This is a genomic window from Geobacter sp. DSM 9736 (assembly GCF_900187405.1).
Lineage (GTDB): Bacteria > Desulfobacterota > Desulfuromonadia > Geobacterales > Geobacteraceae > DSM-9736.
The window spans coordinates 28,628-52,489 of record NZ_LT896716.1 but is presented as its reverse complement, the minus strand read 5'-3'; the positions used below and the strand labels follow the sequence as shown (position 1 = coordinate 52,489).

General features: G+C 58.9%; 21 protein-coding genes. 2 read left to right on the top strand and 19 right to left on the bottom strand.

Annotated elements, in window-relative coordinates:
• Nucleotides 1-107 precede the first annotated feature (107 nt).
• The 13 genes from CFB04_RS00265 to CFB04_RS00200 form a co-directional block, all read right to left on the bottom strand.
• Entirely contained in the window at nt 108-1,184 is a 1,077-nt protein-coding gene (locus CFB04_RS00265; protein ID WP_088533397.1) for a mannose-1-phosphate guanylyltransferase, read from the bottom strand.
• Nucleotides 1,185-1,333: 149 nt separating this feature from the next.
• Nucleotides 1,334-2,095, bottom strand: coding sequence for a DUF1499 domain-containing protein (locus tag CFB04_RS00260; protein WP_088533396.1), 762 nt, complete (start codon nt 2,093-2,095; stop codon nt 1,334-1,336).
• Between the two features lie 84 nt (nt 2,096-2,179).
• Nucleotides 2,180-2,911 carry a BON domain-containing protein gene (locus CFB04_RS00255; protein WP_088533395.1) on the bottom strand — a complete coding sequence of 244 codons (732 nt, stop codon included), beginning with the start codon at nt 2,909-2,911 and terminating at the stop codon, nt 2,180-2,182.
• 246 nt (nt 2,912-3,157) lie between these two features.
• Nucleotides 3,158-3,655 carry a phosphomannose isomerase type II C-terminal cupin domain gene (locus tag CFB04_RS00250; protein ID WP_255396969.1) on the bottom strand — a complete coding sequence of 166 codons (498 nt, stop codon included), beginning with the start codon at nt 3,653-3,655 and terminating at the stop codon, nt 3,158-3,160.
• A 77-nt stretch (nt 3,656-3,732) separates the two neighbouring features.
• Nucleotides 3,733-4,578, bottom strand: a complete 846-nt coding sequence (gene rfbD, locus CFB04_RS00245; RefSeq protein WP_088533393.1) for a dTDP-4-dehydrorhamnose reductase — start codon at nt 4,576-4,578, stop codon at nt 3,733-3,735.
• On the bottom strand, nt 4,575-5,657 hold the full coding sequence (rfbB, locus tag CFB04_RS00240) for a dTDP-glucose 4,6-dehydratase (RefSeq protein ID WP_088533392.1): 1,083 nt from the start codon (nt 5,655-5,657) through the stop codon (nt 4,575-4,577). The genes rfbD and rfbB overlap by 4 nt, the downstream gene beginning before the upstream one ends.
• Before the next feature lie 166 nt (nt 5,658-5,823).
• A complete protein-coding gene (locus CFB04_RS00235) occupies nt 5,824-7,869 on the bottom strand; it encodes an LPS-assembly protein LptD (protein WP_231934285.1) in 2,046 nt (681 codons plus the stop codon).
• A gap of 180 nt (nt 7,870-8,049) precedes the next feature.
• A complete protein-coding gene (locus CFB04_RS00230) occupies nt 8,050-9,324 on the bottom strand; it encodes a folylpolyglutamate synthase/dihydrofolate synthase family protein (protein ID WP_088533391.1) in 1,275 nt (424 codons plus the stop codon).
• Between the two features lie 343 nt (nt 9,325-9,667).
• On the bottom strand, nt 9,668-10,519 hold the full coding sequence (accD, locus tag CFB04_RS00220) for an acetyl-CoA carboxylase, carboxyltransferase subunit beta (protein ID WP_088533389.1): 852 nt from the start codon (nt 10,517-10,519) through the stop codon (nt 9,668-9,670).
• A 76-nt stretch (nt 10,520-10,595) separates the two neighbouring features.
• Nucleotides 10,596-11,420 (bottom strand): tryptophan synthase subunit alpha, encoded by an 825-nt coding sequence (gene trpA, locus CFB04_RS00215; RefSeq protein WP_088533388.1) that lies wholly within the window; start codon nt 11,418-11,420, stop codon nt 10,596-10,598.
• Between the two features lie 177 nt (nt 11,421-11,597).
• The gene (locus CFB04_RS00210) at nt 11,598-13,832 is read right to left on the bottom strand and encodes a methyl-accepting chemotaxis protein (RefSeq protein ID WP_369833153.1); all 2,235 of its coding nucleotides are present in this window, start codon (nt 13,830-13,832) and stop codon (nt 11,598-11,600) included.
• 106 nt (nt 13,833-13,938) lie between these two features.
• Nucleotides 13,939-14,685 (bottom strand): substrate-binding domain-containing protein, encoded by a 747-nt coding sequence (locus tag CFB04_RS00205; RefSeq protein WP_088533387.1) that lies wholly within the window; start codon nt 14,683-14,685, stop codon nt 13,939-13,941.
• A 27-nt stretch (nt 14,686-14,712) separates the two neighbouring features.
• Nucleotides 14,713-15,075, bottom strand: coding sequence for a cytochrome C (locus CFB04_RS00200; RefSeq protein WP_088533386.1), 363 nt, complete (start codon nt 15,073-15,075; stop codon nt 14,713-14,715).
• Nucleotides 15,076-15,342: 267 nt separating this feature from the next.
• Between CFB04_RS00200 and CFB04_RS00195 the strand changes: the two genes are divergently transcribed.
• Complete coding sequence (locus tag CFB04_RS00195) at nt 15,343-16,926, top strand: methyl-accepting chemotaxis protein (RefSeq protein WP_088533385.1); 1,584 nt, start codon at nt 15,343-15,345, stop codon at nt 16,924-16,926.
• Between the two features lie 74 nt (nt 16,927-17,000).
• Here CFB04_RS00195 and CFB04_RS00190 read toward each other — a convergent pair whose 3' ends face one another.
• Genes CFB04_RS00190 through CFB04_RS00180 form a run of 3 tightly spaced genes read right to left on the bottom strand, consistent with a single transcriptional unit; the run spans nt 17,001 to nt 19,833 of the window.
• Nucleotides 17,001-17,438 (bottom strand): DMT family transporter, encoded by a 438-nt coding sequence (locus CFB04_RS00190; RefSeq protein WP_088533384.1) that lies wholly within the window; start codon nt 17,436-17,438, stop codon nt 17,001-17,003.
• Nucleotides 17,426-19,333, bottom strand: coding sequence for an ABC-F family ATP-binding cassette domain-containing protein (locus CFB04_RS00185; protein WP_088533383.1), 1,908 nt, complete (start codon nt 19,331-19,333; stop codon nt 17,426-17,428). Before CFB04_RS00185 ends, CFB04_RS00190 begins: the two co-directional genes overlap by 13 nt.
• Nucleotides 19,330-19,833: an LEA type 2 family protein gene (locus CFB04_RS00180; protein ID WP_088533382.1), complete on the bottom strand. Its 504-nt coding sequence runs from the start codon at nt 19,831-19,833 to the stop codon at nt 19,330-19,332. Before CFB04_RS00180 ends, CFB04_RS00185 begins: the two co-directional genes overlap by 4 nt.
• A 287-nt stretch (nt 19,834-20,120) precedes the next feature.
• Between CFB04_RS00180 and CFB04_RS00175 the strand changes: the two genes are divergently transcribed.
• On the top strand, nt 20,121-20,918 hold the full coding sequence (locus CFB04_RS00175; protein ID WP_157698678.1) for a hypothetical protein: 798 nt from the start codon (nt 20,121-20,123) through the stop codon (nt 20,916-20,918).
• Between the two features lie 78 nt (nt 20,919-20,996).
• Here CFB04_RS00175 and CFB04_RS00170 read toward each other — a convergent pair whose 3' ends face one another.
• The 3 genes from CFB04_RS00170 to CFB04_RS00160 all read right to left on the bottom strand — a co-directional run bounded on the left by CFB04_RS00170 (nt 20,997) and on the right by CFB04_RS00160 (nt 23,853).
• Nucleotides 20,997-21,647: a transglycosylase SLT domain-containing protein gene (locus tag CFB04_RS00170; protein WP_088533380.1), complete on the bottom strand. Its 651-nt coding sequence runs from the start codon at nt 21,645-21,647 to the stop codon at nt 20,997-20,999.
• A 342-nt stretch (nt 21,648-21,989) separates the two neighbouring features.
• A complete protein-coding gene (trpB, locus tag CFB04_RS00165; RefSeq protein ID WP_088533379.1) occupies nt 21,990-23,180 on the bottom strand; it encodes a tryptophan synthase subunit beta in 1,191 nt (396 codons plus the stop codon).
• 55 nt (nt 23,181-23,235) lie between these two features.
• Nucleotides 23,236-23,853 carry a phosphoribosylanthranilate isomerase gene (locus tag CFB04_RS00160; RefSeq protein WP_088533378.1) on the bottom strand — a complete coding sequence of 206 codons (618 nt, stop codon included), beginning with the start codon at nt 23,851-23,853 and terminating at the stop codon, nt 23,236-23,238.
• Between the last annotated feature and the right edge of the window lie 9 nt (nt 23,854-23,862).

The following is a 23,862-nucleotide window of genomic DNA, read 5'->3' as shown; positions in this document are numbered from 1 at the left end:
TTTTTAAAAATACTCCTGAGCCTGGTCGGCAGGCCAATACTGTTGAAACGAACTGAGATCTGTAAGAAGCAGGTCGAGCCTGCATCTGTTCATCCAGGCTGATGGCGCTACAGGTACTCGGACTTCCCGCGGCGCTCCAGTTCCTCCACCACCTTCTTGACGTCCTGAGCCCGCTCGGCGTGGCATACCATCACGGCATCGTCCGTGTCGACAACAACCAGATCCTCGACACCCACGAAGGCGACCAGCTTTCCTCCGCCATAGGCAAGGCAGTTGCGGGAGTCCACGGAAACCTCCCCCGCGGCGTTGATGACGACATTCCCGGTTTCACCCGGCTCGATCACCTCAGGAAGCGCGCGCCAGCTCCCCACGTCGCTCCAGCCGAAATCGGCCGGAATCACCTCGACCTCCTGTGCCTTCTCCATCACGCCGTAGTCGATGGACTCGCTCCTGATATCCGGGTAGATCGCTTCGATCTGGGGCTTCAGGTCGGCCAGTTCCCACACGTCCCTGGAAAAATCGAGTTTGGCGAGGGCGGCATGAAGGTCGGGCATGTGCCGCTCGATCTCTTCCAGAATCACCTTCACCTGCCAGATGAACATGCCGCTGTTCCAGTAGAAGTTGCCGGCTTCGAGGAACTGCAGCGCCCGGTCGAGATTCGGCTTTTCGACGAAACGGACCACAGGGTAGGGCCCCTCCCCCCGCAGCTTCCTGTCGGCCTCGATGTAGCCGTATCCGGTCTCGGGGCGGTCGGGGGTGATGCCTAGAGTGACGAGATAGCCGTTGAGCGCCGTGCCTCGCGCTCGCGCAATGGTCGCTCGAAATTTATCCTCGTCCAGGATGTAGTGATCGGCGGGGAGGACCACCATGACGGCTTCCGTGTCGTGCCGACCGATGATGGCCGCGGCAAGCCCGATAGCCGGAGCGGTGTTCCGCCCAACCGGCTCCTCTATTATGTCCACCGGCACGCCGTGCACCCCTTCCAGCTGCGCCGCGGTCTCCCGTGCCTGGAGCGCGTTGGTGACAACCAGTATGCGCTTCGGATCAAGAGGTAGCACACGCTCGACCGTCCGCTGAAGCATCGATTTGCCGCCGAAGACGGACATGAGCTGTTTCGGGTGCTTCTTCCGGGACAGCGGCCAGAACCTCGTGCCGGAACCGCCGGCAAGGATGACGATGTACATGAACCCTCCTAGGAAAAAATATAAATTAAAGGGATGACGGAGACGCAGCCATTTCCATCCAAACGTGTTCGAGACTACGGTTATAGCACAGCACTTCCACACACGGCAACCGGAAGGCACAGCGGACAGCTGCGGAAGTTGCGGCGGGGCTAGCCGGTCTTCAGCTTTTGGAGGAACTGCCGTATCCGGTCGGCATTGGTGCCGGCATCGCTCCTGCCGACCCGGGATACCGAGCGTATGTCCACGAGGGACCGGTACCCCGCCGGGGTGATCCGGATAACCATATCGTCGATGAAGCCGAACCAGAAGGTGGTGTCGGTTGCTTCGATCCTTCCTTCTGCCGGAACCGTTGCCACTATCCGCCATCCCATTTTCCGGGCTGTCTCCAGCGCCCGCTGAAATGCCTGGTCCGGTGAAAGTTCGACTATCAGTGTTTTGATGTCGGGGTAGCCCCTCTGTTGCTGCTCCGCCACCCGAAGCCCCCCGTACTCCGGAGGATTGGAGGCCTGCTCGCGCAGTGGCAGAATCGCCACGAACGCGGGGGGGCGCACGACATCGGTGGTGATATCGTGAATGGGGGGAACGCTGGTCGCCTTCATGCGCCACTTTACCGGGACAGCAATGACGATAGCTCCCAGAACGAGTCCGGCAACGGAAACTACAACCCCCCGCAGAAGCCGCAGCTTTCCGCAGAGAATTGCGCCCGCAACGGCAACGATTGAGGAGAGTACACCAAGCCAGACCGACCAGTGGAGGATAGTGAACCCGGTACGGAAATGCCACAGGCCCAGTCGGCTTCCTGTCCCGGCTGAAATACCTGTGAGCAGGGAGACGATAGCAAGGGCAAGACCCGCAAGGGCAGTTCTCGCCGCCCTCTGCTCCCGGCGAACCTGGTCGTTTCCTCCACGCATTGCAGTCACCTCTTATAGCTCAGTTGATGCACTTCATCTGCTTCGTTTTTTCTTCGATAGAGAGGCAAAAATCCGCGCCATGCGCTACCCCCCCTCGACAACCTGTATGCGATTGACCACATTGTTTACCTGAAATACGTACCAGGCGTCGGCCTCGGCCATGTCACGCTCCCTCGGACGCTTCACTATGCCGTCCAGGGTCACCACATAATCCTTGCATCCGACCCGGATGTGAGAAGCGTCCACGAAGGGGTCCTTGCCCAGCACGAGCAGTACCGCATCGGCCAGTTCATAGTCGTTGTCTGCCATGGGAGGGTCCAACTCCAGACTGTTGATAACGTCACGAACCCCGGGCACCCACCACGCCAGCACCCCTGCGAGCCTCTTGTGAGAAATGCTTCCGGCCCTGCCGTTGAGTATGACGACGCCGCCGGTTACCTCTACCTCCAGGACGCCCCCCGCTCTCGACACATCCCGGCGCACTTCCCATGCCTCCTTGACCAGGGTTCGGACCGTGTATTCGCGCAACGCCAGGTCCTGCATGAAGGAATCACAGACATGATCCCTGATTGCTCCATCCTCCATCGGCTCCGCCTGAGCCAGCCGCAGCCGGTCGACGATACCTTCGACCCCTCTGACCGCAGCAGTTACGTGGAGAGCCATCTTCTTGGCGATTATGCTCTCCACCTCCCCTTCCAGAATGACGGCTCCCCCTTCGAAAGTGATGTTTATGGGGTTACGGTGGGGATTTACCCGCGACTCCCGCTCCAGGGCTGCCCTGATCTCCTTCACTACAGGATTGTTGTTGCCGGCCATATTCCCCCCTTGCTGCAGATGGTTTGGTCCAGCCGCCCGAAGTCTCATTCATGACGTGCCCGGGTTATAGAAATTGTAGCATGCCGCTGAAGGATGTCAGCCGGTGCTTCTTCGGCAGAGAGCGGAGCGGTCACAAAGGTTGAAGGAGGCGGAAGGTCATTGCGGGAGGATAAACGTGGTGGATGGAGGACGATCCCAGCCGGGTGCCCCGGAGGCACTCCCCGGCTGGGTAACGTGGAAAGGTGGCTACTCGGCAGCGATTGCGAGGGTGGAACCTTCCTCGGGAAGGGGGAGAGCAAGTGGCTTCGGACTGCAGCGCTGGTAGTCGTCATCTATGCGCACGATATCGTCCTCACCAAGATATTCCCCGCTCTGCACCTCTATGATGATGAGTGGGATGACCCCGGGATTTTCAAGCCTGTGAGTTGTGCCCATGGGAATGAACGTCGATTCGTTGATATTGTAGATCGCTTCCCTGTCGCCACAGGTAACCTTGGCAGTACCGGAGACAACAATCCAGTGCTCGCTCCTGTGATGATGCATCTGCAGCGACAGCCGCTGCCCCGGATGCACTTCGATCCGCTTGATCTTGTAGTTCTTGTTCTCCTCGAGAACGGTGTACGTTCCCCAGGGCCGCTCACCCCGTTCCATGATGTGCCTCCTCGATTCGTTGTTGAAAAAACATTCATCTCGCCGCCGTCCTCGAAAGCCGCCGTGTGCGGCGTAGCGCTGTTCATGCCCCAGAGGGTACTACGCCTCCGTGCGGTTTTCTGCGGGTGTGACGATCTGACTGTTTTTGAACAACCTGAGTTTTTCAACTATTAAAGATGTGCCCAAAGGTCCTTCCTCTCCTGAAGGTAGCAGCGCAATGCATCCCGCCACGGCTGCGGCTCGAACCCGGTGTCCCGGATGAGCTTGCCGTTGTCGAGCACCGAGAAGAGAGGCCTTGGGGCGGGGCGGTTCAGCTCCTTCGTGCTCATTGAGTTCACGGTCATGGGGACTCCAGCTTCCTCGAAAATCGCCCTGGCGAACTCGTTCCACGAACAGGTCCCGGAATTGGTTGCATGGTAGATGCCGTGACATCCTTTGGCAACAAGCGCTCCGATGGCACGCGCAAGGTCCTTGGTCCATGTGGGGGAACCGATCTGGTCGTCCACCACCGAAACCTCCTTCTTCTCGGAGGCAATTCGCAGCATGGTCTCCACGAAGTTCTTGCCGTGAACACCGTAGAGCCACTGAGTCCGCACCACGAGCCACTCGGGGGCGAGCTGCGCGTTTAGCTCTCCCGCCAGCTTCGATTCACCGTAGACGCTGATGGGCCTGGGAATGTCCTCTTCGATGTAGGGAGTTCCTTTTCCGCCGTCAAAGACGTAGTCTGTGCTCACCTGCACGAGCTTGGCGCCGGCTTCCCCGGCAGCCATCGAAAGATAGGCAACCCCTTCGCCATTCACCTCCACTGCACGGTCCCGCTCGCTCTCGCAGCCGTCAACGTCGGTGTAGGCGGCTGCATTGATGATGACCCGGGGCTTCACCGTAAGAATTACCCGCCGCACCGATTCAGGGGAGGTGATGTCGATTTCATCGATATCCAACCCGCGCGCCTCACCCTGGAATACCCGCATGAGGTCCCGTCCCAGCATTCCGTTCGCTCCGACGACGAGTATCATGCTTCACCCCGCTCGCCGTACTGGCGGTCGTAGTAGTCACGGTAGGCGCCAGAGGTCACTTCCGCCACCCACTCCTGGTTCGCCAGGTACCAGTCGATTGTCTCGGCTATTCCCTGCTCGAAGGTGTACGCGGGCTCCCATCCCAGTTCGCGCTTGATCTTTCCCGCATCGATGGCATAGCGGCGGTCATGCCCGGGCCGGTCCTTTACGAAGGTGATGAGGGAACGGCTCTCCCCGGCCCCCCGGCCCAGTCGCTGGTCCAGGAGATCGCAGACCAGATTGACGATATCGATGTTCTTCCACTCGTTGTGGCCGCCGATATTGTAGACTTCCCCCGGTTTGCCCTTTTTGAGGACCGTTTCCACCGCTCTGGCGTGGTCTTGCACGTGGAGCCAGTCACGAACGTTGAGTCCGTCGCCGTAGACGGGAAGCGGGCGCCGCGCAAGTATGTTATGAATCATCAATGGTATCAGCTTTTCCGGGAAATGAAAGGGTCCGTAGTTGTTCGAGCAGCGGGTAGTGAGCGCCGGGAATCCGTAGGTTTCGTGATATGCCCGGACGAGCAGGTCTCCCCCCGCCTTGCTGGCGGAGTAGGGAGAATTTGCGGCAAGCGGGGTCTCTTCCGTGAAGAAGCCGGTCGGGCCGAGGCTGCCGTACACCTCGTCGGTGGAAACCTGGAGATAGCGGAACGGTTCGCCTCCGCGCGCATCCCGATGTTTCCGGCTCTCCTCCAGAAGCACCTGGGTGCCCAGCACGTTGGTTCTCACGAAGATCTCGGGGCCGGTGATGGACCTGTCGACGTGGGATTCGGCAGCGAAGTGGACGACGGCGTCGATATTCTCCTCGGCGAGGATACTGGCGACGAGGGAAGCATCGCAGATATCCCCCCGAACGAAGCGGTAGGAGGGATCCTTCTCAACCCCCGCCAGGTTCTTCAGGTTTCCGGCATAGGTAAGTACGTCGAGATTGACCACGCGGCATCCGGGGTTGCCCGCCATGAAGCTGTGAATGAAGTTGGACCCGATAAAGCCGGCGCCACCGGTGACCAGCAGGGCTCTCGGAGTAAAGGTGTCGGTCATGGACGCTCCTCAATATGAAATAGCTGTTGAAAATCAAGGTTGTTCAAAAATAGACATATCGTCGCACCCGCAGAAAGCCCCACGGAGGCGTAGCCGTGCTACGCCGCACACGGCGGCTTTCGAGGACGGCGGCGAGATGGCTGTTTTTCAACAACCTCCTAAAATATCAGAATGCCTTTACCGGACCGACGGCGCCTATCCCCGATAGGGTGAAGCCGACCAGGAATTCCCGGTTGTCGGGGCGGTCGCGGAAGGAAAAGGTCAGGCTCCAGCACTGGCGCTTGAACTCCACAGTGTAAAGCGATTCGAGAAACCCTGCTCTGTCGAAGGAGTAGCGCCCAGTGTAGTTGAAAAGTAAGGGTTTTACAAGGGCGACCCCCAGCCTCCCCTCCAGGTATTCGACAACTCCCCGGGCCGTCCGGTAGCCGATTCCGGCCATGTTTCCCTCCCCGTCGTTTACCTCACCGGCTACGGCAGCCGTGGAAAACGATAAACGGTACGGGTCGAAACGGCTGTCGGCTGAGAGGGAAAGCTGCTTCACCGGGGTGAACCGCGATTCGATCCGGATGTCCGTCCAGGGCCTGGCCGGATCGGTGAGCGTCAGGAGGTCGCGCCGTGAGCCGCTCAGTTCGTACCCCTGGCTTAGCCGCAGGTAGGCAAGCTCCCGGTACTCGGGAAGATCCCCTCCGCCGATCCTGCCGGTGAAGAAGTTGCTGATCCCCCATGTCGCCATGCTCTGCCCGACCACCCGGTCGTTGAAGTCGAAGAAGGGGAGTCCTTCCTGGTTCTTGCTATCCACGAACCGGTAGCCTAGTTCCGGAATCAGGGTATGCCTCACCCGTTCGACAGCGCCCCAACGGGGCTCGTACACCCGCTCCAGGGTAGTAGTGGCGACAGCGCCAGCATCTGCGATACCGGAACTTCGAAAACCGGCATCCCCTTCGGACGAAGAGTCGTACAGCCGTTGCCTGTATCCCCCCCAGAGCATCAGCGCACCTCCGGGAATGGGAGCACGATGGGAGAGAACCGGATGAAGGTCGATCCGCCGCCCCTGCCCCCCTTCCTCCCGGTAGAAATTGACGAAGGAAGCATCGAGGCCGAAGGAAAGGGGGAGTACGGGGAGCTGCCGCTCAAGGAGCGTATAGGTGATGGACGGAAGCCGCTGCAGGGTAAGCCGGTTGTTGGGCGCCTCCAGATCCTGAACATAGCGGACTTCTCCCGCAAGCACGCTGTTTTCCCAGGTTTTGGTGAGGGAAACGGACGAGTCGAGGAGCTGCCGGTTGTATATTCCGGTATCGGTGGAAAAATCCCGGTAGAAATCGCGGTCGGTAACGACAGCGATGTCCCCCTTGGCGTAGAGCGTATCGGAGAAAAATTCCCGGTGCTTCGCCTCCAGGTCCCCGCGGAAGCGGCTACGGTCGGTGTCGTATATGCCGTACCCCCTCGCCTGGCCGTCGCTCCCCTGCCTGCGGATATAGCGGTAATCGGCACCGGTTCCCACTCCGCGTCTGGTCTGGAGGTCGAGGTTGAAGGTAACGTCCTGGCTGGGAGAGATCGCCCAGTAGTAGGGAAGGTCCAGGTAAAACCCTTTCTTGGTCGAGCTTCCGATGCGGGGAAAGAGGAATCCGGACTGCCGTTCGGTTTTAACGGGAAAGATCAGATATGGGAAGTAGAAGACGGGGAAGTCTTTGATGTAGAAGATCGCATCCCGTGCGGTGGCGTACTCTTCGAGAGTGACATCGAGTCGCTTGGCCGAAAAGCTCCAGCTCGGGTCGTCGCCGTCGCAGGTAGTGAAGGACCCACTTTCCATCCGGTAATCTTCCGGACCTGTCCGGGCGAGTCTTCCGGCACGGAGGTGGAAATTGTTCCGGGGCACGAAGAGGTCGCCGTTGATCACTTCCCCCTCTCCCGTAACGATATCGATGGCGAGACGGTCGCTCCTGAGCACATCGCCCTCCTTCACGAGCGTCACGCCCCCCTCCGCCAGCGCTTGGTTCTTCTGCTGGTCGACGGATGCCCGGTCCGCGGTAAGGGTCGCGTCCTCCCAGTCGATCCGCACGTTCCCCTCCGCCAGGTAGGTTGACGTGGCGCGGTCGTGGGAGAGGGAGTCGGCGGTGATCTTGACTGGTCCGGCACCGGAGAGATCTTCCGCGGCGGCGATCCCGGCCAGAGCAAGGATCAGCAGCGGTATGAGAGTAAAACCATGGCGCACCAGACGGCTCCAAGAGAGTAATTGTCGAAGGCGGCCGGAGGAAAACCGGCCGGCGGAATCAAGCCGTATTCCCGCTCCGGTGAAGATGGAGCTGTCAGGACAGCCTGATAGTTTGACCAGTGAGCCGTGGAGTCGCAAGAGGCCCCCCGGCGAAGGGACTTCCAGCAGATGCCTCCGGAGTCAACCCCGGATCGGCTGGAATTTTGCCCCCGTGAGAGACGCTCGGGCTTCCCCTACGGTAAAGAGGGATCCGCAGACGAGAACCAGATCGTCCGGAGAAGCGGCGCGGCAGGCCTGGTCAAGCCCCTCCGAAACCCCTCCAGCATTGCGGCAGTTGGCGCCGCGGCTGCGGCAGAGCGCAGCGAGACCCGCCGATGGAAGCGCCCTCTCCAGAGCAGGGGCCACTGCATAGACTTCGTAAGCAAGCGGCAGGATCGGAGCTATCAGTTCAGCGTCCTTGTCCCCCATGACCCCCGTCACTAAAAAGAGCCTGCGCCGGGGGATGTAGGTGAGGGATTCGGCAAGCGCCTCGGCGCCGGCAGGGTTGTGTGCCCCGTCCAGCAGCACGCGGACCCCTTCACGAAGGAAGAGCTCCATACGCCCCGGCCAGCTTGCATGTTCAATCCCCGAACGCAATGCCTCCTCGTCCAACGGGAAACCGATGCCGCCGAGGATCTCTGCGGCAGCAAGCGCACAGGCCGCATTGCCGGACTGATACCTCCCGCCTATCCCCGGAATCAGCCCTTGGAGGGAGGCTGACAGACCGCGGTAACCGAGGGAACTGCCGTCCCAGGAAGCCGCAAAATCATCGCCGAAGCGATAGCAGGAGCTTGCCGAAGCGAGACAGGAGCGCTCGATCACCTCCAGCGCTTCCGGCTGCTGCGCGGCTGCTACTACCGGACGCCCCGGCTTGATGATCCCCGCCTTCTCCCCGGCAATAGCAGCGAGCGTATTCCCCAGATATTCAGCATGGTCGATGCTGATGGGGGTGATGACTGACAGGACACCGTCGGCGACGTTGGTGGCGTCGGCTCCCCCCCCCATTCCAGCCTCGATCACCGCCGCCTCGACACTCTGCTCCGCGAAGTGGAGATATGCCATGGCCGTTACAAGCTCGAAGAAGGTTGCTTCCGGCGGAGCCGCCTCAAGGACCCTTTGTGCGACTGCGACAACCGCATCCTGGGTTATTTCCGCGCCGTCTATACGGAATCGCTCAGTAAAGCTGACGAGGTGGGGAGATGTGAACAGCCCTGCCCGGACTCCGCCACATCGGAGGATGGAAGCCAGGAAGGCTGCTGTCGAGCCCTTGCCGTTAGTGCCGGCAATGTGTATTACGCGTAGCTGCTGGTGGGGGTCACCGAGCCGCCGAAGGAGGAGACGGACCCTCTCCAGCCCGGGCTTTATGCCGAATCGCCCCCTGCTGAATATATGTGCAAGGGTCTCCTGATAGTCCATGACAGGCGGGGATTATAGGGAATGGGGGGGGAAAAGTCCACCAAATTGGGCGGGGGAGGCGACGCCATATTCGCGCCCTTCCGCCGCCGGCTTCTCCTCAGGCTCCTCGACGTAGCGTTGCTACGCCTGCGGGCCATCGGTCGTCGCCGACGACGGAATCATCGCGAATCTGGCGCCGCTTTAACCTTTGCGAAAGATGTGACCTTACGCTGTTTTAACCTCAGGTTGCTCAAAAGCAGCCAGATCGTCGCACCCGCAGAAAGCCCCGCGGAGGCGTAGCCGCGCTACGCCGCACAAGGCGGCTTTCGAGGACGGCGGCGAGATGGCTGCTTTTCAGCAACCTCTAACAGGCGTGGCAGAGCATCTTGAGGATCTGCGACAACCTCTCCTTCATGTCTTTCCTGTCCACGATGACATCTACCATCCCGTGGTCGAGGAGGTACTCGGCGCGCTGGAAACCTTCCGGGAGTTTCTGACGGATGGTCTGCTCGATGACGCGGGGGCCTGCAAAACCTATGAGCGCCTTCGGCTCCGCCATGTTGATGTCTCCAAGCATGGCGAAGCTGGCGGTTACACCTCCGGTGGTCGGGTCGGTCAGGATGGAAACGAACGGAAGTCCCTTCCGGCGCAGTTTAGCCAGAGCGGCGGAAGTCTTGGCCATCTGCATGAGAGAGAGAATGCTCTCCTGCATCCTCGCCCCTCCGGATGCGGATACGACGATGACGGGCGTGTTTTCCTCAACGCCCCGCTCGATGGCACGTGTGATCTTCTCCCCTACGACGCTGCCCATGCTTCCCCCCATGAAGGAAAAATCGAAGACAGAGATATGCACCGGGGTTCCGTCCACAGCACCGGAGCCGCAGATGACCGCGTCCTTTGAGCCTCCCTTGGCGACGGCAGCATCTATCCGGTCCTGGTAGCTCTTGGAGTCCTTGAACTTCAGAAAATCCACCGACACCATCCCGGCGTCATGCTCTACAAAGCTACCTTCGTCCAGGAGCAGCTCCAGCCTTTTTCGCGCGGAGATGCGAAAGTGGAAATTGCACGTCGGGCAGACGTTCAGGTTCTTTTCCAGCTCTTTGGTATAGAGGGTGGCGTTGCAGTTCGAGCACTTGGTCCACAGTCCTTCCGGAACCCGGACCTTCTTCCCTTCCGCCTGTAGAAGCGGAGCCTTTTCTCTTCTGAACCATGCCATGTCTTTTATAACCTCAGTGGAACGATTTTAGCCTCAATAAACCCGTCTATTACCGGAAAAGGATGGTAGTGTCAATTCATTTCACCCTACCCTCAGGCGCGTCGGCCGTCCGTGCAATCCCCTCCTTCAACCCCCTCACAAAGACGGCAAGCCTTGAACTCAGCTCATCTCCATGGAATTCCTCGAACAGCTTCACGATGGCGCTTCCCACCACAACGCCGTCCGCAACTTTCGCGACCTGCGCTGCCTGCTCAGGAGAGGAGATTCCGAAACCGACGGCGACCGGCAGCTTCAGTTGCCCGCGTATCTCGGCGACACGTTCGAACACAGAGGCGTCCACCGAGCTCCTTGCTCCCGTGACCCCGGTGACCGACACGTAGTAGACGAAGCCGCTGCCGAAACGCCGGACCTGGGCAATCCTCCCGGCGTTTGCCGTCGGGGTCAGGAGAAATACCGTATCGAGCCCCGCCTCCTTAGCCTTAGCCTTGAAGACTTCCGCTTCCTCGGGAGGAAGATCAACAAGGAGGACACCGTCGACACCCGCCGCAACGGCATCTGTGGCAAACCTATCCTGGCCGTAGAGGAAAATGGGATTATAGTACCCCATAAGCACCAAGGGGACCTGGGAATGACGGCGAACCCGTTTCACCATCTCCAGTATGTCCGGGAGAGTCGTCCCGGAAGCGAGGGCACGCTCGGAAGATTTCTGGATAGTCGGTCCATCAGCCATCGGGTCGGAGAACGGGATCCCCAGCTCGATTACGTCAGCCCCTGCTTCAGCCAGTATGGGGATCAGCTTTTCGGTGACGGCGAGATCGGGGTCTCCTGCCGTTATGAATGTAACTAGCGCCTTCTCTCCGCTCTTCTTCAGACGGGCAAAGGTTTCACTTAATCTTCCCACATGACCTCCGTTCGTTCTTCCAGCAATAAGAAGGACTGGCGATTCTTAGAGATTTGTTCAGTTTTGTTTTAGCTTTCTGAAAGCCTGCCGAGATGAGACGGAGAGGGGTTGGGTGGAAGGTGGGAGGCCGTAGGGGCGGGATACGCTTCCGCGGAACGACCTTCCTGCGAGCCTGCCTCAGGTCTTGAAAACGCCCATCTCCCGCTGCATGACCTCCGCCTGCTCCAGGAGGTTGCCGACTGCCCGGTTCAGAACCGCAGTGGCATCCAGATTTATCGTAGTGGACTGCTCTATGTCTTTCATGGCAACGACGATCTGGCTGCTCCCCCTGCTCTGCTCGTCGCACGCCATCTTGATCTGCTGGATCATCCGGGTTATGTCTTCCGTCGATCTCGCGACAAAGCTGCCTGCGTTGCTCTGCTCCCGTGTGGAGATCCGCACCTTCGTCGTGAGCTGTTTCATGCGCTCCACGGAGGCAGTGATCATTTCGCTCCCCTGCCCCTGCTCCCGCGTCGCCTTTGCGATCTGCTCCACCATGTCGGATACCCGCTCCATGGCGAACCTGATGACCTGGCTGCCGCGGGACTGCTCCACGGTTGCCCGGGCTATCTCCGCCATCCGCTCCGTTGACTTTTCGACCCCGGTCACGATCTTGATGAGGGCTTCTCCCGACTTCTGGGATAGAAGTTCACCACCCGCGATGGTCTTTTCCGATTCGTTGATGGCCTCCACCGCACGGATCGTCTCGTCCTGAACACCTTTTATGACCAGGGCTATCTCACGGATCGAGCTGCTTGTACGCTCCGCCAGCTCTTTTATCTCGTCGGCGACAACGGCGAACCCCTTGCCGTGTTCACCTGCCTGTGAAGCGATGATTGCAGCGTTGAGGGCCAGAAGATTCGTCTGCTCCGCTACTTCGTCGATCACGGAAAGGATGGTACCGATATCCTCGGCCTTGGCAGACAATGATTCTATGGCCTCGGACGCAATGCGGGAGGAGCGCTTTATCTCCCCCATCCCGAGGATGGCGGCCTCCACCGCCTGTCTTCCCTCCTCCGCGTCCCGACGTGCCTCCTCCGAAATCTCGGCTGTTTCCTTGGCGCTCATCTCCACCTGCTTGATGGAGTTGTCCATCTGCATGATAGAAGAAGCGGTAGTGTTGGAAGCATCCATGAGGGTGATGACGCCTTTATCGACCTGCTTGATGGATGCAGCCATCTCGATTATGGAGGAGCTCACCTCTTCGACCGCCATGGTCAGGTTCTCCATGTTCTGAGCTACCTCATCTATGCTAGCCGCCATTTCGAGAATGGAAGAAGAGCTTTCCGATGTGGACTGCGACAGCAGTTCCACCCCTTTAGCAACTCCGATAATGGATTCGTTTATGTCCGATACTGCAGCGGAAGTTTTGCCGATGCTATCCGCCTGGAGGTTCGCCGACGAGGAAACCTGCTTCGACGCATCGGCAATTCCCGCGGAGATCGACGTGAGCTCCCCGGCAGAAGCGTTGACTTTCCCGATCCCTTCTCCGAGACGGGCTACCATCGTGTTGTAATCCGCGGCGAGGACACCGAGTTCATCGGTTGAATCGACACTCAGCCGGGTTCTCAGATCTCCCTCTGCCCCCTGGTTGATGGCCTGAGCCATGGTGCTGATCCGCTTAACGAGATTGCGAGTCGTGAAGAGGCCGAGAGCGAGGCCCAGGATGACCGCAGCGATGATCACCGCGGTGAAGGTGAGGCCGGAGGTGCTCTGAATCCACTCTATTTCTTTGTTTGCATCGGTGATCTTTGTTCCTACGGCGATCAGGAGGTCGTCCACCGCCTCCTTCGCCTTGTCGCTGACCTCGTCGAGGCGCTCGCCCGCAAGGCGCTCCACATCCGATCCGGCACGCTTCGCCGCCAGAAGCTGCCCGGCTACTTCTTCGAAGGATGACCAGTGGGAAAGGGCGGCAATGGTCCGTTTTTCGATATCGCTTCCGGGGGAAGCCGGCTTGATCCCCAGCTTATCGTTCCCTTTGAGGATATATCCGCACTGGCTTTTGAAAAGCTCACTTTTGACCTCATAATCTTCGGCGTACTCCTCGAGTTTTTCGGCATTGCCGATCACCGCCGCCTGGAGGAGCGACACACGACAATCCTTCTGCGTCACGATCATGTGGAGGATGAGCTTCTGCTGGCTCGCCAGGTTCTTCAGCATGTTCTGGGTCCGATCCGCAACCCGGTTCATGCTGATTACGCCATATGCGCCGGTGATCCCGACGATGAGCGCCATGATCATGAACGATCCGATAAGCCGGACCCCTAACTTCGAGTTTCGCACCATCTTTTTTCTCCGTTCACCGGCAGGGTGGATCGTCACCGTCGCCGGCTCGCCACAAAAAAAGAGGACGGTGCTGCAGATGAACCGCACGCACCGTTGCCCCCTTCGGGCGTATGTTTTATAGCAGAACAGTCAGTGATTCACAAGTGAAACCGGCGCATTAGCGCCTATTGACGCAGCTTCGCCAGCGAAAACATCACTGGACAAAGGAGAACTCCGCTTCGTAAAACTCCAGGAGCTTTTTGATCTTGGGCGGAGGCTCTCCCTTGGTGAACAGCATGATCGGACTCGATATCAGGGGTATATCCGGGACATTAATGCTCGCATTCACAAAGCCTTGAGGATCTATCCCCACGGCACCCGGAACGGATGCGACCTTGTCCCTGATGCTCAGGTAGTCGGTGACTTTCAGCGCAGCAGAAGACACCGGCTCCCCATCCAGAACCTCCCTTACGAACTGGGAATTCTGCCCGACAGTGTCCGTCCCCCACACGACGGTGACAGGCTCGTCGGCTCCTCCCAGCTCTTTCCAGTTGGTGATCCTGCCGGAGAAGAGGTCCCGCAGCTGAGACCTGTCGAGGGCGGAAATCCGGTTCGCCTTGTTGACCATGACCACGAGGCGATTCTGCGCGACCTCCATGCTCCTGAATGCGGAAGCGTCAAGCTTGATTCCGTCCCGGGCGCCGTTCTGCACGAGGTCCCTCAACGAATGCGCGGCCGTTGCCGCATCGGCTTTCTCCTCCTGAAGCGTGACAAGCGCCTTAACCGCATTCATCGGCTTAAGTGTAAGGACTATTCCGGTGTTCTTCTCGAAATCCTCCTTCATTGGGGCGAAAACGTGTGCGATGGCCGCCCCTCCCCCTGCAATCACTATCTCCTCGGCCCGGCCAGAAAACGGCCAGGCGGTCAACAGGAGAAAAAATATCCACGCAGCTTTATTCATAAGATCCTCCTTTGCTCAGACCGTTATTCAGCGCGCCGCCTGGTCAAGCAGATAATTCATCAGATCCACCGTGGCCTTGACCTCCTGCTTGTTCATGTTGGAGTCAGGCTTGCGCATCATCTTTATGCCGTACATCTTGGTCGCGTTCCGGTCGAAGGGCTGTGAAGTGATGGGAGCAATTCCGGTAGTTATTGCCACGACCGTGCGTTCCATAGTGTGGCATTTCACACACTTGATCCTCAGGATATCGAAGTTGGTCCTCATTGCGGGAGGGAAGCCGGAGGGATCGAAATTGAGGGTATCCCCCCGTCCCACAGTCTTGACACCCGCATGCGAAGGTGCGGCAGCCATGAGGGCTGCGATGACTGCTATCAGAATTGATTTCCTCATGTTTCCCTCCCGGTCTCCGCCGCGAGATCGGCAATATCGGCTAGAACAAAGCCTGAAGCTGGAACCTGAACGACTGGTTCATTCATATGTGCTCCTTCAAGATCATGTTTTAAGGCTTCATATCGTCCCCACCCTCCGGGGTCTTTAGCAAAACGCGCAAGGCCACCTCTGAGGCCCGACGTAGTTTCACACTAAAGATTGAATGGTGGCGGTCGATACGATGAACCAACGTTATGTGCCGGTGTAGAAACGAAGGAGTGTGAATATATGCTAAAGAAAAAGCTGACTTTCAAGGTACTCGCGATTCTTGGAGCCACCCTCACCATCGGATTCGTTTCCCTCGGGGCCATCTCGATCTGGCTCCAGTGGAACGCAACCATGAAGCTCGAGCGGAACCAGACCCGGAACGTCGCAGCGATCATCCTCAAGGATATTGACGAATACATGATGAAGGGGGACTCCAAAGAGGTCAGCCGCTATATAAGGGAAGCTAAAGAAAGAAAGTTCCTCCTGGACCTGAAAATAACGGACGCCGATGGGAAGGAGACCGAAAAGGAGGCCGGAGCACCCATTCCCTCCGTCAAACAGGCATTCGAGAAGGGGCAGCCCGTGGAGTTCGAAACAGTAGCGAACGGCGTACACACCCTCAACATGGCTGTTCCGCTGCTGAACGAACAGCGGTGCCAGTCATGCCACGACTCCGGCCCCAGGTACCTGGGCGGTCTCCTACTCACCACATCGATCCAGGAAGGGTATGACAGCTCTCGGAAGCTTACACTTGCGCTCGTGGCAGCGGGAGTGACTGCATTCCTGCTGCTGCTCGTAACCATGTACCTGTTCTTCAGCAGGGCGATAATTCGGCACATCCTCCACTTCTCCTCCACAGTAGATGAACTGGCGAGCGGCGGTGGCGACCTGACGAAGAAGCTGGATCATTCTTCTGACGATGAAATAGGGAGCCTGGCGGATGGTATAAACCGGCTGATGGAAAAGATGCACGACATGGTTTCCCGCATAGCGCAGACCGCCACCGACCTTTCCGCCGCGGCCGGTCAACTTTCGGCCACCTCTGGAAAGATGGTTGAGGGGATCGGCGACGCAGTGACCCAGACCGGCACGGTAGCCACTGCAAGCGAGGAGATGGCTGCCACCTCGTGCGAAATAGCCGAGAACTGCCTCAATGCCGCCGAGGAATCCAAGGTGGCAACGGAATCTGCCCAGGCAGGAACCGCAGTGGTCGAAAAGACCGTAGCGGTAATGAACCAGATCGCCGGGAAGGTCAAGCAGTCCGCTTCCACCATCGAGGTCCTTGGAAAGCGTTCGGACCATATCGGCGAGATAATAGGGACCATAGAGGATATAGCCGATCAAACCAACCTGCTCGCCCTGAATGCTGCAATAGAAGCGGCTCGCGCCGGAGAGCAGGGACGCGGCTTCGCCGTGGTGGCGGACGAAGTGCGCGCCCTGGCGGAACGTACGACCAAAGCGACAAGAGAAATAGGCGAGATGATCAAAACCATCCAGCTCGACACAAAGAGCGCGGTCAATACCATGGAAGAGGGTGTGCGGGAAGTGGAAAAAGGGACCGAAGAGGCCGGCAGATCAGGGGATGCTCTTCGTGAAATCCTCGACAAGATCAATTCGGTCACCATGCAGGTAAACCAGATCGCAACCGCAGCGGAGCAGCAGAATTCGACCACGAGCGAGATCAGCAGCAACATCCACATGATCACGAACGTCGTCCAGGAAACCTCACGGGGCGCCCAGGAAACCGCCGCAGCTGCAACCAGGCTGACCGAGCTGTCGGAAGACCTTCAGCAGCAGGTAGGGCGGTTCAAGCTGCGTGCATGACGGGCAGAACACTCATAAAAAAAGCCCTTCTAAGGGCTTTTTTTTATGAACGACAGGTGGCGCTGGCGATTCTCTCAGCGGCGGAAGACCAGCGCCGCGCCCGCCAGGAGAAGAAGCATTCCCGCAAGCCGTTTAAGATCGAAGGGAACCTGCTTGAGCCCGAAAAGCCCGAAATGATCGAGAAGTATGCCGGTCATCAACTGCGCGGCTATGGTGGCGGCCATCGCCGCTGCGGTACCGATCCTGGGCACTGCAACTATGGTAGTCGAAACGAACAGCGCCCCCAGGAGCCCTCCGGTCCACTCCCACCACAGTGCCCCGCCGGCTCCGCGAAAGCCGACCCTGCCGGAAACGAGGACCACCAGCAGCAGTGCAACCGTACCGACGGCGAAGGAGATGCAGGCACTCTCCAGGATCCCCACCTTCTGCGCCAGCCGCGCGTTTATGGAAGGCTGCAGTGCAACCGTTATTCCCGCACAGAACATCATCAGCATGAACATCAGGGTCGGCATGTACCCTCCTCCTTTTTCAGTTCCAGCTCTTCCCAGCGATCGTAGCGTTCCGAGAGCAGCCGCTGAACCTCATCGTAATCGCTGGAAAGTGCACCGATCCCACCCGGAAACCCTTCATACCCCGAAGGATCGGCCAGCATCCGTTCTACTTCCGCCTTCCGCCCCTCCAGCTCGGCTATCTCCGCTTCGACCCGCTCCAGTTCAAGCCGCTCCGCGTAGGTAAGCCCGCGCTTCGGCTTCTGTTTCTCTTCTCGGCGGGCCTGAGGCGCAGATTTTCCCGATACGGGCTGCGGTTGCTCTTCCTCGTCTTTCAGTTGCCGGTACAGAGTATAGTTCCCCTCGTAGAACGTAGCTCGTCCCCCCTGCCCGAACGCGAGAATCCCGGTGGCTACCTTGTCCAGAAAAAACCGGTCATGGGTCACTACCAGGACACAGCCGGGGAAGTCGGTCAGGGCTGCATCGAGGAGCTGCAGGGTCGGGATGTCGAGATCGTTGGTGGGCTCGTCGAGGATGAGGAGGTTCGCCTCCTCCAGCATAAGCCTGGCAAGGATCAGCCGGCTCTTCTCTCCACCCGAAAGCGTACCTATTTTCCGCCGGCGGTCGTCGGGCCGGAAGAGGAAGTCCTCAAGGTAGCCGATTTTGTGGCGCCGCTCGCCGCGAACAGTGACATAGTCACCATCGCCGAAGAAATCGTAGATGGTGGCCTCCGGATCGAGAAGCGCACGCTGCTGGTCGAAATAGGCTATACGGGTCTTCTTCCCCAGCACCACCTTCCCCGAATCGGGCAGCTCCTCACCGATGACCATACGCAGCAGGGTCGTTTTCCCGCAGCCGTTGGGGCCGATGATGCCGACCCTGTCCCCCCGTTTCATGCCGAAAGTCAGTCCCTCCACCAGGACCTTCTCCCCGTACCCTTTTCTCACGTCGGCAAGCTCCAGGATCGTGCCTCCCAGCTCCGCCTCGCCGCCGAAGTCGAGCCTGGTTTCCCTTCGTGTGACCCGCACGGCCTTATCCTGCAACTGCTGATAACGGTCGATGCGTGCTTTCTGTTTCGTCGTGCGAGCCTTGGCGCCGCGCCGGATCCAGGCTGTCTCGATGCGCAGGAGGTTGAGGAGCCGCGATTCGGCGCGCGCCTCCTGGGCAAGCTGGGCCTCCTTTCCCTCCAGGTATGCAGAATATCCGCCCGGAAAGCCTGTCACCCGACCCTGCTCAAGCTCCAGCATCCGCCCCGCAACCCGGTCGAGGAAATAGCGGTCATGGGTTATGAGCATCACTGCCCCGGGATAAGCCTTGAGCCACTCCTGCAGCCATTCGGTGGTTTCTGCATCCAGATGGTTCGTCGGCTCGTCGAGGAGCAGCAGGTCGGGAGCCTCCAGGAGGAGCCGGGCCAGGGCGACGCGACGTTTGGTGCCACCGGAAAGTTCAAGGATCTGCTGGGTGGAGTCTGTCAGACCGAGGTGCTCCATCACCTGTTTGATCCGGTAGTCGGTATTCCATCCTCCATGATGCTCTATCCACGCCGACAGCTCTCCCTGACGGTCGAGAAGTTTCGGGTCCCCACCCCCCTTCTCAAGGAGTCGCGCTATTTCGCCGAATTCCGCAAGAGCAGTGCGGATCTCCGCGAGTCCCCGTTCGATCTCCTCTCCCACGGTCAACGTGTCGTCCAGAATCGGCTCCTGAGGAAGGTACCCGATCCGTGCGCCGCGCTTGGTGGCAATGGTACCGCCATCACTATCTTCCAGCCGCGCCAGGATTCGGAGGAGGGTGGATTTCCCGCTGCCGTTCACTCCTATCAGACCAACCTTTTCCTCCTCACCCACCGCGAATGTGACCTGGTCGAGCACGTTGCGAAGGCCGTAATGCTTCTGGAGGGCTGTTACATCGATGACATTCATGGCCTTATCCTGTCGAAAATATCGGAAACCTGCTTCAACATCCAGGAGGGACGGTATTCCTCGGGTACGGCGAAGGTAGCGGTCCTGTCGATGGGAACGTTCATCCGCCCCACTGGAGTATCCAGGTCAAGCCCCGCGTTCAGTCGGTACGGTATCCGGTCCGGATCGGGGCGACGCTTTATGACCTCCAGCAGATCTCGATACTGAACCCGGACCGGCAGGCGCATGTCGGTCATGGACTCCGCCTTGAACTCAACCCTCTCCCTGGCTCCCCCCCGTGCGACCGGCAGGGCCATCACCTGCACGTCGTAGCTGTAGCCCTGCAATGTCACGCCGAACGAGTTGGGGTTCGACACATTCAGGTAAAACTCAAGGTCGAGGCCGCTGCTGTCGAAGCCGACGACGTTTACGCGGGAAACCCGCACATCCGGATCGGACACCAACGATGAACAGGCAGTCAGCAGAAACAGAAAAAGAAGGATTACTGGCAGCTTCTTCATTGAACATGCTCCGGAGTGACAAAAAGACGATCAGAGGCTGTGGTAAAGAACGCGATACCTTAGCACACTCTTCCACCGTGACGCAACGCAGGCTGCTTCCGCAAGTCCGGCCACAGGGGATGAAGCAGTGAAAGGACAGGCGGAGCACATTTAACTCAACTTATTGAAAACAAAGAAGATTAGTGGTCCCAAAATTATCAATGGATGGCTTCAGTATATTCTCCCCTCGCCGATAAGGAAGGTGTCTGCCCGAGTCTGGCAATGTCGTGGCGGCACTGGGAGAAGATATGAAGAGCTTGAAGATATCGGCAATGGTATTGGCAGGAATCATGGCGGTAGCATTCATCCGCGGAAATGCAGCGGCGGGTGAAACCAGGGTTTACGTGAAGCCGGGGTATTTCACCTGGAACGAGAAGATAGACGGGAACGACTTCGTCAACGAGAAAGGGCTCATAACCTCCGTCGGGGTAACCCATAGTCATTCCATCGCCGCCGTGTTCAACCTCCGCGAGACCTTCGAGGTCTGGGGAGGAAGCGTCGATTACGACGGACACGATGTGACCAATACCAGGCCGATCCATACCGACACCATCTACCTCGGCACGCGTACGGAACTGGATGCCGCCTTCGATCTCCCCATGGCGGGTGGCCTGACCGTAGCCCCCCTGGCTGGAGCAGGCCATAAGTTCTGGATTCGCACCAGGTCCAGTGAAGACTGGAACATGCTCTATGGACGGCTCGGAGGCAGTGCGAAGCTTGACACCGCTACAGCGACCTTCTCCGTGAAAGCCGGGGTCACGGTCCCCTTCTATACTCGCAATCACGTCAACCTGAACGCCTCGGGATTCGACGATGTGGTAACGAGACCGAAGGGACGGCCTGCTCCGTTTGCCGAGGCGGGAGTGGAATCGGGCTCCTGGTCGATCAGCCTCGGGTACGAAGCCCTCAAGTTCGATCGGTCCCGCCCCGTTCGCGTCAATCCCATCACGCCCCAGCAGAGCGGTGTGGCCGTCGTTGACACGGCGGCGTTTCAGCCGGAATCGGAATCGCACCTCGTCTCGGTTAAAATTGACTACCGCTTCTGATCGAATTCCGTCCAGGAAATGAAACAGGCGGCCCCTTGGAGGAGAGCCGCCTGTCTGTGTGATATGAGAGATTTTGTGTCAGAGCGCCTGGGCTATGGTGCTTTGAGCCTCTTTCTTTTTTGAAAGCTTCGCCATCTCTTCGAGGATCTGTTTCCTGAACTGCCTCCGCCGCACTTCGTAGGCATCCGCCTGTGGGCCGACGCCGCAGTACAGCTTCTTGGCTTTCACCAGATCCCCCTTAGCCATCGCCACCTTTGTGAGGAGTTCCCGAACCGCGGCTTCCGCGCACTTCTCGTCATCCTCAAGGTCCTTCCGCGAATAGCCGTGGGTCTTGGCCCGGAACGGCATGAGCTGCCATACTCCGGCCGCGCCCTTTACTGAGACAGCCTTCCCCGAGAGGCCATGCTCACCCGTTTCCGCAAGGGCGATCTCGGCCATGTCCATCGGCATGAAGGGTGTCCCCAAAGTCTTCAGGTAGCAGAGCGCCGCCAGCCAGCGGGCCCGCTGTGGGTCCGTCTTTTTGGAGAAAGCGGCGGCAATAGCCGGCACCTGCTTCTTTCGCTCCTCGAGATTGATCCCCTTTTCCATCACCCTCCGGATCTCCCGGTCGAGTTCGGAGTCTCCCGGTTGTACCGGAACCTGCGCCTGCTGCAGGTGAGATCTGTCACACGATGCGGTGAACAGAAACACTGCTGCCATAGATACCATTAGAATTGTAGTTTTTTTCATAGTTGGTTTTTTTGTCGGTGTTTTCGGCTTTGCCGGATGGGACCTACGTTGGTGACGTAGCCCGTTCATCGCTTCCGGCTGGAACCTCCTTTCATTCAAATACCCGGCAGCACTCGCCTGGATTAGTACGCCTAAAGAGTATCTAATAAATCGGGCTTTGCAAGTCTCATTGAGATTAATCCCAGAGACGGCAAAAGGAACCTTTTCGGGCTCCTTCGCGTCTGCTTTTTGACAGCAGGAGGTGGTTTTATACCTGAACCACCTCCGCACTGTCAACAGCTTTTTAAAATTTTTTGATTATGAATCAGCCAGTTACCTGAATTCATTAGGAAAAAACGATGCTTAAAGTGTCACTCCCATGACACTTGCGACAGTGTGGATATCTTTGTCGCCGCGACCGGAGAGACACACGATGATCGTCTTGTCGGGGGAGAGAGTAGGAGCCATTTTAATGACTTGAGCAATGGCATGGGAGGATTCGAGGGCAGGAAGAATACCTTCTTCGCGGGTCAGTATCTGGAATGCTTCCATGGCTTCGTCGTCGGTGACCGAAACATAGGTGGCGCGGCCGCTGTCCTTAAGCCACGCATGCTCAGGCCCGACCCCGGGGTAATCGAGTCCTGCGGAAATGGAGTGCGCATGAGCGATCTGCCCGTGTTCGTCCTGGAGGAGGTAAGTCTTGTTTCCGTGAAGGACGCCGACGGTTCCCGCACAGAGGGGGGCGGCATGCTGCCCGCTGGCAATCCCGTGACCGGCCGCCTCCACTCCGACCATCTGAACGCTGCTGTCATCGTAGAAGGGGTAGAAAAGTCCGAGGGCGTTACTCCCACCTCCCACCGCAGCGACCAGGTAGTCGGGCAGCCGCCCCTCGACCTTGCGGTGCTGTGCTTTCGCTTCTCTGCCTATCACCGCCTGGAAATCCCGCACCATTTGGGGATAGGGGTGCGGACCCGCAACCGTACCTATGACGTAGAAGGTCGAATGGACATGGGTCACCCAGTTTCGGAGCGCCTCGTTCATGGCATCCTTCAGCGTAGCGGTCCCGGCGGTGACCGGCGTTACGGTCGCCCCGAGCAGGCGCATGCGAAACACGTTGAGGGACTGGCGGCGGATATCCTCCTCCCCCATGAACACTTCGCACTCCATCCCCATCAGCGCGGCGATGGTCGCCGTCGCGACCCCATGCTGGCCCGCCCCGGTTTCGGCGATCACCCGCTTCTTCCCCATCCGTTTCGCGAGAAGGCCCTGTCCGATGGTGTTGTTGACCTTGTGGGCGCCCGTATGATTCAGGTCCTCACGCTTCAGGTAAATCCTGGCGCCCCCGAGGCGCTTTGTCAGCTTCTCGGCGAAATAGAGAGGGTTCGGTCTGCCGACATACTGGCGCAGGTAGTAGGTGAACTCCTTCCGGAAATCGCGGTCGTTCCGGTACCTGCTGTAGGCCTGTTCCAGTTCGAGAAGAGCCGGCATCAAAGTTTCCGGCACGTATCTGCCTCCGAACTGCCCGAAGTGCCCTTTCCTGTCAGGTAACTTCATAACCCCTCCGTCCCGCCCCTGAAGCCATGCAGCAGGAGCAGTATCGTAAAATATCTCATTTCCGTCCTTTAGCGAGCCGGATGAAGCTTGCGACCTTGTCTCGGTCCTTCCTGCCCGGAAGAGACTCCACCCCACTCGATACGTCCACCGCAAAGGGATCTACCGCTTTAACGGCCTGAGCCACGTTCTCCGGCGTGAGCCCTCCCGCCAGGATAATCGGAGAAAACTGCTCTCTGGCAACCTTGGCTATTTCCCAGTTGAAGGCAACCCCGGTCCCGCCGTAAGCCTTGGGAGAAAACGCATCGAGGAGATACCCCGTGACCCGGTAATTGCCGATCGGCCCCAGGCTCTCCATGTCCTTGACCCGGAATGCCTTGATCACCCGCCGCCGGACCAGGCCGCAATAGCCGGGCGCCTCGTCCCCGTGCAACTGGACGAGGTCGAGCCGGCAGAGATCGGAGGTCTCGTTGACGTATTCGACCTCTTCGTTCACAAAGAGCCCGACGGTCTGCACGAAGGGCGGAATCTCCCTGATGACGGCGGCAGCCGCTTCCGGCGTGATGCAGCGCGGAGAGCGCTTGTGGAACACGAAGCCCAGTGCGTCCGCCCCGGCTTGAACCGCCATCAGTGCATCATCCAGGTTTGTTATCCCGCAGATTTTGACTCTTGTCATCGTTATGTC